General features: G+C 63.2%; 12 protein-coding genes. 5 read left to right on the top strand and 7 right to left on the bottom strand.

Annotated features, from left to right (window positions below; translation table 11 throughout):
- Positions 1-209: 209 nt before the first annotated feature.
- The 5 genes from leuS to BT179_RS19185 all read left to right on the top strand — a co-directional run bounded on the left by leuS (position 210) and on the right by BT179_RS19185 (position 6,506).
- On the top strand, positions 210-2,816 hold the full coding sequence (gene leuS / locus BT179_RS19205) for a leucine--tRNA ligase (protein WP_072395840.1): 2,607 nt from the start codon (positions 210-212) through the stop codon (positions 2,814-2,816).
- An 89-nt stretch (positions 2,817-2,905) separates the two neighbouring features.
- Positions 2,906-3,511, top strand: coding sequence for an LPS-assembly lipoprotein LptE (gene lptE, locus BT179_RS19200; protein WP_072431395.1), 606 nt, complete (start codon positions 2,906-2,908; stop codon positions 3,509-3,511).
- Between the two features lie 50 nt (positions 3,512-3,561).
- Positions 3,562-4,599: a DNA polymerase III subunit delta gene (gene holA, locus BT179_RS19195; RefSeq protein WP_072395836.1), complete on the top strand. Its 1,038-nt coding sequence runs from the start codon at positions 3,562-3,564 to the stop codon at positions 4,597-4,599.
- A 346-nt stretch (positions 4,600-4,945) separates the two neighbouring features.
- Positions 4,946-5,110: an alternative ribosome rescue factor ArfA gene (gene arfA / locus BT179_RS19190; RefSeq protein ID WP_072431396.1), complete on the top strand. Its 165-nt coding sequence runs from the start codon at positions 4,946-4,948 to the stop codon at positions 5,108-5,110.
- A gap of 73 nt (positions 5,111-5,183) precedes the next feature.
- Entirely contained in the window at positions 5,184-6,506 is a 1,323-nt protein-coding gene (locus BT179_RS19185; RefSeq protein WP_072431397.1) for a lytic murein transglycosylase, read from the top strand.
- 100 nt (positions 6,507-6,606) lie between these two features.
- On the opposite strand, the gene BT179_RS19180 is transcribed toward BT179_RS19185, so the two are convergent.
- From BT179_RS19180 to mltB, 7 genes are all read right to left on the bottom strand, one after another.
- Positions 6,607-7,563: a S66 peptidase family protein gene (locus tag BT179_RS19180; RefSeq protein ID WP_072431398.1), complete on the bottom strand. Its 957-nt coding sequence runs from the start codon at positions 7,561-7,563 to the stop codon at positions 6,607-6,609.
- A 167-nt stretch (positions 7,564-7,730) separates the two neighbouring features.
- Positions 7,731-8,753, bottom strand: a complete 1,023-nt coding sequence (gene lipA / locus BT179_RS19175) for a lipoyl synthase (protein ID WP_072395828.1) — start codon at positions 8,751-8,753, stop codon at positions 7,731-7,733.
- Position 8,754: 1 nt separating this feature from the next.
- Positions 8,755-9,402 carry a lipoyl(octanoyl) transferase LipB gene (gene lipB / locus BT179_RS19170; protein ID WP_072395827.1) on the bottom strand — a complete coding sequence of 216 codons (648 nt, stop codon included), beginning with the start codon at positions 9,400-9,402 and terminating at the stop codon, positions 8,755-8,757.
- Positions 9,402-9,677 (bottom strand): DUF493 domain-containing protein, encoded by a 276-nt coding sequence (locus BT179_RS19165; protein ID WP_072395826.1) that lies wholly within the window; start codon positions 9,675-9,677, stop codon positions 9,402-9,404. The genes lipB and BT179_RS19165 overlap by 1 nt, the downstream gene beginning before the upstream one ends.
- Positions 9,678-9,757: 80 nt before the next feature.
- Positions 9,758-10,915, bottom strand: coding sequence for a D-alanyl-D-alanine carboxypeptidase family protein (locus tag BT179_RS19160; protein ID WP_072395825.1), 1,158 nt, complete (start codon positions 10,913-10,915; stop codon positions 9,758-9,760).
- Positions 10,916-11,080: 165 nt separating this feature from the next.
- The gene (locus tag BT179_RS19155) at positions 11,081-12,091 is read right to left on the bottom strand and encodes a septal ring lytic transglycosylase RlpA family protein (protein WP_072395824.1); all 1,011 of its coding nucleotides are present in this window, start codon (positions 12,089-12,091) and stop codon (positions 11,081-11,083) included.
- Positions 12,091-13,101 (bottom strand): lytic murein transglycosylase B, encoded by a 1,011-nt coding sequence (gene mltB, locus BT179_RS19150; RefSeq protein WP_072395815.1) that lies wholly within the window; start codon positions 13,099-13,101, stop codon positions 12,091-12,093. Before mltB ends, BT179_RS19155 begins: the two co-directional genes overlap by 1 nt.
- Between the last annotated feature and the right edge of the window lie 8 nt (positions 13,102-13,109).

Genomic DNA, 13,109 nt, shown 5'->3' with positions numbered 1-13,109 from the left:
GGCCCTGAACGCTCGGTGGCGCCGGCTGTCGACACGGTCCGACACGCAATCAGGGTTTCCCTCCGCGGAGCGCGGTCATGTATGCTACGGCGCTTCCTGTAACTCCACTTCCAGCTCCGCTGGGCATCGAAAGCGCCACATTTGGCGTCGTTCGCGTCCAGCATGGCAACGAAGCGGATTGGGCCACCCCATTCAGTACAAAAGTAGCCATGCACGAACACTACCAGCCCCGTGAAATCGAAGCCGCCGCCCAGTCTTTCTGGGACGAGCAAAAGTCCTTTGAAGTCAGCGAACAGCCAGGCAAGGAAACCTACTACTGCCTGTCGATGTTCCCTTACCCCAGCGGCAAGCTACACATGGGGCATGTGCGCAACTACACCATCGGCGACGTGATCTCCCGCTACCAGCGCATGCAAGGCAAGAACGTCCTGCAGCCCATGGGCTGGGACGCCTTCGGCATGCCGGCGGAAAACGCCGCGATGAAGAACAAGGTGGCCCCTGCCAAGTGGACCTACGAAAACATCGCCTACATGAAGTCCCAGCTGCGCAGCCTGGGCCTGGCGGTGGACTGGTCCCGCGAGGTCACCACCTGCAAGCCCGACTACTATCGCTGGGAACAGTGGCTGTTCACCCGCCTGTTCGAAAAAGGCGTGATCTACCGCAAGAACGGCACCGTGAACTGGGACCCGGTGGACCAGACCGTACTGGCCAACGAACAGGTCATCGACGGCCGCGGCTGGCGCTCCGGCGCGCTGATCGAAAAGCGCGAGATCCCGATGTACTACTTCAAGATCACCGCCTACGCGGATGAGCTGCTGGAGAGTCTCGACGAACTGACCGGCTGGCCCGAACAGGTCAAGACCATGCAACGCAACTGGATCGGCAAGTCCCGGGGCATGGAAGTGCAGTTCCCGTACGATGTCGCCTCCATCGGCGAAGCCGGTACCCTGAAAGTCTTCACCACCCGCCCGGATACGCTGATGGGCGCCACCTACGTCGCCGTCGCCGCCGAGCACCCGCTGGCGACCCTGGCGGCCCGGAACGACTCCGAACTGCAAGCCTTCATCGCCGAATGCAAGAGCGGCAGTGTGGCCGAAGCCGATGTCGCCACCCAGGAGAAAAAAGGCCTGCCGACCTCGCTGTTCGTCGAGCACCCCCTGACCGGTGAGAAACTTCCGGTATGGGTCGCCAACTACGTGCTGATGCACTACGGCGATGGCGCCGTGATGGCGGTGCCGGCCCACGACGAGCGTGACTTCGAATTCGCCCACAAGTACGACCTGCCGGTCAAGCCGGTGGTCCGCACCAGCGCGGGCGACCAGACCCCGGCCCCTTGGCAGGACGCCTACGGTGAGCACGGCGAGCTGATCAACTCCGGCGAATTCGACGGCCTGGACTTCGCCGGCGCGTTCGACGCCATCGAAGTGGCCCTGATCAAGAAGAACCTGGGCGCCTCCCGCACCCAGTTCCGCCTGCGCGACTGGGGCATCAGCCGCCAGCGCTACTGGGGCTGCCCGATTCCGATCGTGCATTGCGACGCCTGTGGCGACGTCCCGGTGCCGGAAGACCAGTTGCCGGTGGTCCTGCCGGAAGACGTCGTACCCGACGGTGCCGGCTCGCCCCTGGCCCGCATGCCCGAGTTCTACGAGTGCAGTTGCCCGAAATGCGGCGCACCGGCCAAGCGTGAAACCGACACCATGGACACCTTCGTCGAGTCCTCCTGGTACTACGCCCGCTATGCCTCGCCGCGCTATGAAGGCGGCCTGGTAGACCCGGCGGCAGCCAACCACTGGCTGCCGGTGGACCAGTACATCGGCGGTATCGAACATGCGATCCTGCACCTGCTCTATGCGCGCTTCTTCCACAAGCTGATGCGCGACGAAGGCCTGGTCAATTCCAACGAACCGTTCAAGAACCTGCTGACCCAGGGCATGGTGGTCGCCGAGACCTACTACCGCCGCGAGGCCAACGGCGCCTACACCTGGTACAACCCGGCGGACGTGGAGCTGGAGCGTGACAGCAAGGCCAAGGTCATCAGCGCCAAGCTGATCGCCGATGGCCTGCCGGTGGAAATCGGCGGCACCGAGAAGATGGCCAAGTCCAAGAACAACGGCGTCGACCCACAGTCGATGATCAACCAGTTCGGCGCCGACACCTGCCGCCTGTTCATGATGTTCGCCTCGCCACCGGACATGAGCGCGGAATGGTCCGACTCCGGCGTCGAAGGCTCGCACCGTTTCCTCAAGCGCGTCTGGCGCCTGGCCCAGGCCCACGTCACCCAGGGCCTGCCGGGCAAGCTGGATATCACCGCCCTGAACGACGAACAGAAGGCCATCCGCCGCGCGATCCACCTGGCCATCAAGCAGGCCAGCCATGACGTCGGCCAGAATCACAAATTCAACACCGCCATCGCCCAGGTGATGACGTTGATGAACGTCCTGGAAAAAGCCGCCCAAGGTACCGAACAGGATCGTGCGCTGCTGCATGAAGGCCTGGAGGCCGTTACGTTGCTGCTGGCTCCGATCACCCCGCACATCAGCCATGAACTGTGGAATCGCCTGGGCCACGCGGACCCGGTGATCGACGCTTCCTGGCCCGTGGTGGATGAAAGCGCGCTGGTTCAAGACAACCTGACCCTGGTCATCCAGGTCAACGGCAAGCTGCGCGGGCAGATCGAAATGCCGGCCAGCGCCAGTCGCGAAGAAGTCGAAGCCGCCGCACGGGCCAACGAAAACGTGCTGCGCTTCGTCGACGGCCTGACGATCCGTAAAGTGATCGTGGTGCCCGGCAAACTGGTCAATATCGTCGCAAGCTAATTGGATCGGGCGCCCGGCCGCGGCCGGGCGCCGAATATGACCTGCGGGGCCGCACTGCCGGCCCATAGGGTTTCAAGGGGAGCAACAAGATGATCAAACGTAATCTGCTGGTCATGGGCCTGACCGTCCTGCTGAGCGCCTGCGGCTTCCAGCTGCGGGGCACCGGCACCACCCAGCTGGCCATCACCGAGCTGGATCTCAGCGCACGGGATGCCTATGGCGACACCGTGAAAATGCTGCGCCAGACGCTGGAGAGCAGCGGCGTGAAAATCAACAGCGGGGCACCGTACAAACTGGTCCTGACCAACGAGCAGCAAACCCAGCGCAGCTTGAGCTACGCCGGTGCCGGCCGTTCGGCCGAGTACGAGCTGTCCAGCGTGCTGAGCTATGAAGTGCGCGGCCGGAACAACCTGATGCTGCTGGACGACAAGCTCCAGGTGCAGAAGGTCTACCTGCACGACGGCAACAACATCACCGGTTCCGACCAGGAGTCCAGCGAAGTGCGCGGCGAAATACGCCGTGACCTGGTACAGCGCATGATGCTGCGCCTGCAGCGACTGACGCCCGCCCAACTGGATCAACTGCAGCAGACCGCCGATGCCCGAGCCAAGGCAGAAGCCGAAGCGCTGGAAGCGGCACGCAAGGCTGAGGCGCAAACCCCGCAGCAGTCGCCCCTGCAGATCCCTTCTGAATAAGCCTTGCGGGGCGCCCTCGCGCCCCGCTCGCCCTCTCTTATGAACCGTCTATGAAGCTGGCCCCCGCCCAACTCGGTAAACATCTGCAAGGTGCCCTCGCGCCGGTCTACATCATCAGCGGCGACGACCCGCTGCTGTGCCAGGAGGCCGCCGACGCCATCCGCTGCGCCGCCCGCCAACAAGGCTTCGACGAGCGCCAGGTATTCGCCGCCGACGCCAGCTTCGACTGGGGCACCTTGCTCCAGGCCGGTGCGAGCATGTCCTTGTTCGCCGAGAAACGCCTGCTGGAACTGCGCCTGCCGTCCGGCAAACCCGGCGACAAAGGGGCCGCCGCGCTGATCGAATACTGCTCACGACCGGCCGAGGACACCGTACTGCTCATCAGCCTGCCGAAACTCGACGGCAGCGCGCAGAAGACCAAGTGGGGCAAGGCCCTGGTCGAAGGCCCACAGACCCAGTTCGTGCAGATCTGGCCGGTGGACGTCAGCCAGTTGCCGAGCTGGATCCGTCAGCGCCTGTCCCAGGCCGGCCTATCGGCCAGCCAGGACGCAGTGGAACTGATCGCCGCCCGGGTCGAAGGCAACCTGCTGGCCGCCGCCCAGGAGATCGAAAAGCTCAAGCTGATGGCCGAAGACGGGCAGATCACCGTGGAAACGGTGCAAGCCGCCGTAGCCGACAGTGCGCGCTTCGATGTCTTCGGCCTGACCGATGCGATCCTCAACGGCGAAGCCGCCCATGCCCTGCGCATGCTCGAGGGTTTGCGGGGCGAAGGCGTCGAGCCGCCGGTGATCCTCTGGGCCCTGGCCCGGGAGTTGCGCCTGCTGGCCAACCTGTCGCTGCAATACAGCCAGGGCGTCCCCCTGGACAAAGCCTTCAGCCAGGCCCGCCCCCCCGTGTGGGACAAGCGCAAACCGCTGATGAGCAAGGCCCTGCAACGCTATTCCGCACCGCGCTGGGCGCAGTTGCTGCTGGAAGCCCAGCGCATCGATGCGCAGATCAAGGGCCAGGCCGCAGGCTCGCCGTGGATGAGCCTGAGCCGGTTGACGCTGTTGATGGCCGGCCAGCGCCTGCCGTTACCCGCCGAATAAACACACGGCAAGGGCACACTGCATACCGTTGACTGGAGACTTACTCGGCAGGGGACTACCCGTGGTGAAGAGATTCATCTGTGGCAACGGGATTTATCTGTGGCGAGGGGATTTATCCCCGCTGGGGCGCGAAGCGCCCCCCTTGATCCCACCTGTAACCCCGCAGCACCAGACTCCAGCGCGGCTTCACACCCCGACAGGAATCCCCTCGCCACAGACAATCTCTCACCACAAATTGCCTGTCCGTCTGAACGTCACTTCCTGCACAATGCAGGGACTGGACAAAAACCCAGTCCTGTCCCATGATTTGCCTCGCAAGAAATCATCCCTCAGGAGAGATCCGATCATGCGCAAAAAGCCATCCAGGCATGGCCCCAACAAGGCCAAGTCCATCATCGCCCAGCCCCTGTTCCGAAGCCGTCAGGAACGACCCGCCAAGGGCAAGGGCAGCTACCGCCGCGAAGCCTTCCAGTCTGAAAACTGGGAGGCTTCTTGCTTTGTGGCGGCTTGAAACATCGGGACCAGCCCAATTGTGCCTCGCCCATGATAAGGTCAGCATCTGATCTGTATTTCTGGACCCCTGCATGCCCTTCTGTCTTTCTCGCCGCTGGCCCCTGCGCCAATTGGCTGCTGCCACAAGCCTCGCGCTGCTAGTCGCCTGCGCAGAAAAACCCACCGCCGCCGACGCCCAACCACTCCAGACCGTTCCCGCCGTGACCGCTCCGGCCGTGGTCCCACCTGTGGTGCCCACCGGCGACAACCTCGACATCGCTCCCACCCAGACCTTCGCCGAATGGCAAGCGAGCTTTCGCAAGGAAGCCCTGGCCGCCGGAATTCGTGCCGACCTGTTCGATCGCGCCTTTATCGGCGTGAGCCCGGACATGAGCGTGATCAAGGCCGATCGCAGTCAGCCGGAGTTCACCCGGCCGGTCTGGGAATACCTCGATGGCGCGCTGTCCCCGTTGCGAGTCAGCAAAGGCAAGAACCTGATCCAGCAGAATGCCCAGGTCCTGCAGAACATCGAGCAGCGTTATGGCGTGGATCGCCAGGCGCTGGTGGCGGTGTGGGGGATGGAGAGCAACTTCGGCCAGTTCCAGGGCAACAAGTCGGTGATCAACTCCCTGGCGACCCTGGCCTATGAAGGGCGGCGCCCGGGCTTCGCCCACGCGCAACTGATCGCCGCGCTGCAAATCCTGCAACAGGGCGACATCACACCGGAAAAAATGCTCGGCTCGTGGGCCGGCGCCATGGGCCAGACCCAATTCATCCCCACGACCTACAACACCCACGCAGTGGACTTCGACGGCGACGGCCGCCGCGACATCTGGGGCAGCGCCACCGACGCCCTGGCCTCCACCGCCCACTACCTGCAAAGCTCCGGCTGGCAACGCGGCCAGCCGTGGGGGTTCGAGGTGCGACTCAAGGATGGGTTCAACTACCCCTTGGCCGATGGCTCGGTCCGCAAGCCGGTCTCCGAATGGCTGCAACTGGGGGTCAGCCTGCCGAGCGGCAGCCAGGTCCCGCCCGGCACCGAACAACTGTCGGCGGCCCTGCTGCTGCCCGCCGGTTATCGCGGCCCGGCGTTCCTGGTGCTCGACAACTTCCGCGCCATTCTCAAGTACAACAACTCCTCGTCATACGCTTTGGCGGTGGGCCTGCTGTCGGAGCGGTTCAGAGAGGGGGGATTGATCTACGGCCAGTGGCCCAAGGATGACCTGCCTCTGAGTCGCAGCGAACGCATCGAACTGCAGACCCTGCTAAGCAAGCACAATTACGACGCAGGCAACCCCGACGGCATCATCGGCGCCAACACCCGCAAGGCGATTCGCAGTGCCCAGCAATCCTTCGGCTGGCCGGCGGATGGGTACCCGACCCACCAATTGCTGGAAGGCCTGCGCAACCGCTGATTCACCTTGCGGCCGCAAGCTCGCTTCCACATGGAAACCCGGCTCAAACGGGCTGTCTCCAGGAGTTGGACACACATCCAACCCCTGGGGCAGTTCAACATCAAGCCTGACGGTCAGCCACCACATCCTGTTCCAATACCAACCGCTTGCCCCCCACATCCAGCTTCACCAAGGCCCCCATGGGCAAGGTCAAGTTCGGATCGCAGTGCCCGCTACGCCAGCCGGACAACACCGGGATGCCGTAAGGTTCGAAGGTCTGCTTGAGCAAGCGATTCAGCGCCTCGCCATCCACCCCGGCCACATCCCCCACCAGCACGCCGTTGAGCCGCGACAAGGTGCCGGCCAGGCGCAACTGGGTCAGTAACCGGTCGATGCGGTACAGCGGCTCGTTGACGTCCTCGATGAACAGAATCACCCCGTCGGCATCGATCTGATAAGGCGTGCCCATGGTGGCCGCGATAATCGACAGATTCCCCCCCAACAGGCGCCCCTGGGCGATGCCAGGCTTCACGACGGTCAACGGATAGGCCTCGGGATGGATCATGACGCTGCCCGCCTTCATCTGCCCGCGCAGGAAGCTGAAAAACGAAGTGACGGTGGAGGGCTCCTTGCCCCCCAGCAGATCGGCGTTGAGCAACGGCCCATGGAACGTGACGAAACCCGCGTATCGGCTGATGGCCAGGTGCAGCGCGGTAATATCGCTGTAGCCAACAAACGGCTTGGCGTTGTCGCGCAGAAGCTGGAAATCGATGCGATCCAGCAAGCGCGGCGTGCCATAGCCACCGCGCAGGCAAATGATGGCCTTGACCTCGGGGTCGGCGAAGGCGGCGTGGAAGTCGTCGAGGCGAACGTCGTCGCTGCCAGCCAGGTAGCCATCCTTTTCATAGACCCCGGGGAATATCCGCAACTCGTGGCCACGGGCACGCATCCATTGCACTGCCTTTTCCGTGTCCAGCACGCCGGGACCGGCCGGCGCGATCACGGCGATCACTCCCTCGGGCGGCAACGCGGGGACCGGCTGGTGAGGACAAAGGGCGTGCGTGGGTCGAACGGTCATCCATGGATCTCCCTGGGAAGTGATGCACACACAGTAGTCAGGAACGAGCCCGAACAGAAGGGATCGCCGCCGGTTGCTACAAGAAAGGCTGAATTTACAGAAATCCGAGGCAAAAAAATGCCCGCTGGCGAGACACCGCGCGGGCATTCTGGAGGCTGGCCGCCGAATCAGGAACCCAGCAGCTCGGCCTTGACCAGCTTCGCCTGCTCGTCGGCATGGTACGAGGAACGCACCAACGGACCGGAAGCGACGTTCTTGAAGCCCATCCGGTAGCCTTCCTCGGCGAACCAGGCAAAGGTATCCGGGTGCACGAAGCGCTGGACCGGCAGGTGGCTGCGCGACGGTTGCAGGTACTGGCCCAGGGTCAGCATGTCGATGTCATGTTCACGCATGCGCTTCATGACCTCGATGACTTCGTCGTCGGTTTCCCCAAGGCCCAGCATCAGGCCGGACTTGGTGGGGATGTGCGGCATCATTTGCTTGAAACGTTGCAGCAGGGTCAACGACCACTGGTAGTCCGACCCCGGACGCGCGGCCTTGTACAGGCGCGGTACGGTTTCCAGGTTGTGGTTGAAGACATCCGGCGGCTCGGCGGCGGTGATTTCCAGGGCGATGTCCATGCGGCCACGGTAGTCCGGCACCAGGGTTTCGAGCTGCACGTTCGGCGACAGCTTGCGGATCTCGCGGATGCAGTCGGCGAAGTGCTGGGCACCACCGTCACGCAGGTCGTCGCGGTCCACCGACGTGATGACCACGTACTTGAGCTTCAGGTCGGCGATGGCGACGGCCAGGTTTTCCGGCTCGCTTGCATCCAATGGTTTCGGACGGCCGTGGCCCACGTCGCAGAACGGACAACGACGGGTGCAGATGTCACCCATGATCATGAACGTCGCGGTGCCGCCGGAGAAGCACTCCCCCAGGTTCGGGCAGGAAGCCTCTTCACAGACACTGTGCAACTTGTGTTTGCGCAACAGCGCCTTGATCCGGTCGACCTCCGGGGAAACCGGGATACGCACGCGGATCCAGTCCGGTTTCTTGGGTAGCTCGGTGGTCGGGATGATCTTGACCGGGATGCGTGCAACCTTCTCGGCGCCGCGCAGCTTTACGCCGGCCTCGACCTTGGCACGCGGAGCCGGACGTTCGGTAACATCCTGCGTCGGGATCATGGTTTGCACTGCATCAGTAGTCATATCAGTCGATTCCGCCCGTGAGGGTCGTCTGCTCAGCATAGTCGAGGTGTTTGACGAGCTGCGCGCGCAGCCGGGCACTTACCTCGGCAAATTCAATCGTTCCTGTGTGATCGCGCAGCTGGGTCATCGCCAGCCCCGCATAACCACAGGGATTAATCCGTCGAAACGGCGAAAGATCCATGTCCACGTTCAACGCCAGGCCGTGAAACGAACAACCGTGGCGGATCCGCAGGCCCAGGGAAGCGATTTTCGCCCCGTCGACATAGACGCCCGGTGCATCCGGCTTGGCTGCGGCGCTCACGCCGTAGCTGGCCAGCAGCTCGATCAGGCAGGTCTCCATGCGCGTCACCAGCTCACGCACGCCAAACCCCAGCTTGCGCACGTCCAGCAGCAGGTAGGCGACCAGCTGGCCGGGGCCATGGTAAGTCACCTGCCCGCCGCGGTCGACCTTCACCACCGGAATATCCCCCGGCAGCAGCAGGTGCTCGGCCTTGCCGGCCTGGCCCTGGGTGAACACCGGCGGGTGTTCCACCAGCCAGACTTCGTCCGCGGTGGTGTCACCGCGTTCGTTGGTAAAGCGCTGCATGGCATGCCAGACCGGTTCGTAAGCCATCCGGCCCAGCTCGCGAAAGCCCAGCGTGCCCGGCATCACAACACCATGTGCACGAAACCGGTCGCCCGCAGTTCGCTGTTGATGTCGTACAGCTGTTCCTGGCCGGTGGCGATGATGTGCAACTGAATCGTGGTGTACTTGCCGTTGGTGCTCTGGCGCTCGGCCAGGCTCTTGAGATCAACGGTGGCGTGCTTCTCGACGATGGCGACGATCCTGTCCTTGAAGCCCACCCCTGTATCGCCGATTACCTTGATGGGGTAATCCGCGCACGGAAATTCGATTTTTGGCGCCTTTACTTCAGAGTCTGTCATGGCGTACGGCCTCACAAGCCGTGGTAACGAACATGGCCCCGCGCCGGACAGGAACGGGGCCATGAGGGTCAACACTCGAATCAGTTGAACAAGCCGTAGAAGAATAGACGGATGCTATCCCACATGCGGCGGAAGATACCACCTTCCTCGACCGCGTCCAGGGCGATCAGGTCGGCGCTGTGCACCACTTTGTCTTCCAGTTTGACTTCCACCTTGCCGATCACGTCACCCTTGGCGATAGGGGCGGTCAGTTGTGGATTCATGGTCATGCTGGCGGCAAGCTTCTTGAGCTGGCCTTTTGGCAGGGTCATGGTCAGGTCCTGGGCCAGGCCGGCCTTGACCTGGCTGCTGGTGCCTTTCCAGACCTGGGCCTGGGCCAGTTCGGTGCCCTTCTGGTAGAAGGTCTGGGTTTCGAAGAAGCGGAAACCGTAGGTCAGCAGCTTCTGGGTCTCGGCGGCACGGGCCACTTCGCTGTTGGTGCCGAAGACGACCGCGATCAGGCGCATGCCGTCACGAACCGCCGAAGACACCATGCAGTAGCCGGCCTCTTCGGTGTGGCCGGTCTTCAGGCCGTCGACGGTCTTGTCGCGCCACAGCAGCAGGTTGCGGTTAGGCTGCTTGATGCCGTTCCAGAAGAACTCCTTCTGGGAATAGATGGCGTAGTGCGCCGGGTCTTCGTGAATGATCGCCCGCGCCAGGATCGCCATGTCGTGAGCCGAGGAGTAATGCTCGGGGTTCGGCAGGCCGGTGGGGTTCATGAAGTGGCTGTTGGTCATGCCCAGGTCGGCGACCGTCTTGTTCATCATGTCGGCGAACGCGTCTTCGCTGCCGGCAATGTGCTCGGCCAGGGCGACGCTGGCATCGTTGCCGGACTGGATGATGATGCCGTGCAGCAGGTCGCTGACGGTCACTTGCGAACCGACCTTGATGAACATCCGCGAACCGCCGGTGCGCCAGGCGTTTTCGCTGACGGTGACCGGGTCGTTTTCGCCGATCTGGCCGCGACGGATCTCCAGGGTGGCGATGTACGCAGTCATCAGCTTGGTCAGGCTGGCCGGAGGCAGGCGCTGGTCACCATTGCTCTCGACCAGCACGTTGCCGCTGCTGGCATCCATGAGCACAAAGGATTTGGCCGCCAGTTGTGGAGGCGACGGCATCATCTCGGCCGCGAACGCGGTGGGAGAAAGAAGCAGCGGGACTAGCAGGCAAAGGCGCTTGGCAAAGGTGGTGATGTTCATCCGTCTCTCGAAATCGCTAATGGGACTGCCCAAAGGCAAAACTAAACAGGCAGCCCTGGAGCTGCCGCGTATTTAAGTTGCTCACTCACATCCCTTGCCGGGCTTTTGTTATTCATGGAGCCAACAACCTGACCCGCTCGAACCGCAAGCGGGCCTTGAATCAAATCATTCGGCGGTGACCAGGCTCGGCGAACCGAGATTGGCCAGGCGCACGCTGTTCTGGACCTGCTGGACCTCACCCGGAGAACCGATCGGCCCCAGGCGCACCCGATGCAGTGTCTGCTGGTTGCGCACGATCGAGCTGATGAACACCGGAGCGCTCACCATCGTGCTCAGCTTCGACCGTAGCAGTTCTGCAGCGTCCGGGTTGGCGAACGCGCCCACTTGCAGATACTGGCCAGACGCCGTTGCAGAAGCGTTTTTTTTTGCCTCGACCTGCATCGGCACGACGGCCGCGGCGTGCTGCTGCGGCGGAGGCGTCCACTGCTCCACCGTTCCGGTGGAAGCCGTCACCGCCGGCGCCGCATTCTGCGCCACTTTCGGCTCGTTGAGCATCAAAGGCGCCGGACGGCCTCGCTGGGCCCACCATTCCTGCGGGTCGATGCCCTCGACCTTGACCCGCGCGGTGCCGATTTCAGCGTAACCGAGTTTTTTCGCCGCCGCATACGACAGGTCGATGATACGGTCGGAATAGAACGGCCCGCGGTCGTTGACCCGCAGGATCACGCTCTTGTTGTTGTCCAGGTTGGTTACCCGGACATAACTGGGCAGCGGCAGGGTCTTGTGGGCCGCGCTCATGCCATACAGGTCGTACACCTCGCCATTGGCGGTGTTCTGGCCGTGGAACTTGGTGCCATACCAGGAGGCCGTGCCCGAAGCGACATAACGCTTGGAATCGGCCATCGGGAAGTAGGTCTTGCCCAGTACCGTATAGGGGTTGGCCTTGTAGGGACCGGTGTGCAGGGTCGGCGTGGCATCGGGAATGCGCGAGACATCCACGTCCCACCACGGCGCGCCGTCCTTGTGGGCACGGTTGATGTCCAGGCCCGGCGTGGCACGCACGGCGGTGCTGTTCTTCTGGGCCGGCGCGCGGCTGGTCGAACAGCTGACGACCAGCAACGACAACGCGGCCAATGCCACGAGCTTCAGGGGTTGACAGGTAGGCAATGCCCGCATTATTTGACGCCCCGTGCTTTTACCAGCTCTTCAGACAGCTGATGCACGGCCATGGCGTACATCACACTGCGGTTATAACGCGTGATCGCGTAGAAATTCTTCAGGCCCATCCAGTATTCGGGCCCTTGTTCGCCTTCCAGGCGCATGGCGGTGACCGGCATGTCATCACGCAGCGCATCATGACTCGACCAGCCCAACGCTCGCAACTCCCCGACGGTTTTCGTCGGCTCGATGCCCTCGCTCAACCCCTGGTCCACCTGGTCGCCACGCACGTCGGCACGGCTGACCACCGGCTGGCCGGCTTCCCAGCCGTGACGCTTGAAATAGCTGGCGACGCTGCCGATGGCATCGGTGGGGTTGGTCCATATATTGATGTGGCCGTCGCCGTCGAAATCCACTGCATAGGCGCGGAAACTGCTGGGCATGAATTGCGGCAGGCCCATGGCCCCGGCGTAGGAACCCTTGAGGGTCAACGGATCGACCTGTTCTTCGCGGGCCAGCAGCAGGAATTCACGCAACTCCTTGCGGAAGAACTCGGCGCGCGGCGGATAATCGAAGCCGAGGGTCGACAAGGCGTCGATGACCCGGAAGTTGCCGGTGTTGCGGCCAAAGAAGGTCTCCACGCCGATGATGGACACGATGACCTGGGCCGGCACACCGTATTCCTGCTCCGCGCGGGCCAGGGCGGCCTCATGCTGGCGCCAGAAGTCCACGCCCCGGGCGATGCGCGCCTCGGTGATGAACATCGGCCGGTACTCGCTCCACTGCTTGACCCGCTCGGCGGGCCGGGAAATCGCATCGAGGATCGACTGTTTGCGCTCGGCCTCGCGGAACACGCCCATCAGTTGCTCACCGGCGAAGCCATAGTCGCGGGTCATTTCACCGACGAATTCGGCCACCTGCGGCGAGCCTTCGTATTCGCCGGCCAAGGCGTGCGACGCAGCGCCCAGGAAGCCGACCAGGCCGATCCACGGAACATGTCGCGTCGACCAGCCACGCATTGCTTGCATTGAACTCT

The sequence above is a fragment of the Pseudomonas sp. NFACC43 genome (genome assembly GCF_900119645.1).
GTDB lineage: Bacteria > Pseudomonadota > Gammaproteobacteria > Pseudomonadales > Pseudomonadaceae > Aquipseudomonas.
The sequence above is the reverse complement of the archived record's forward strand: the minus strand, read 5'-3'. Positions and strand labels throughout refer to the sequence as shown.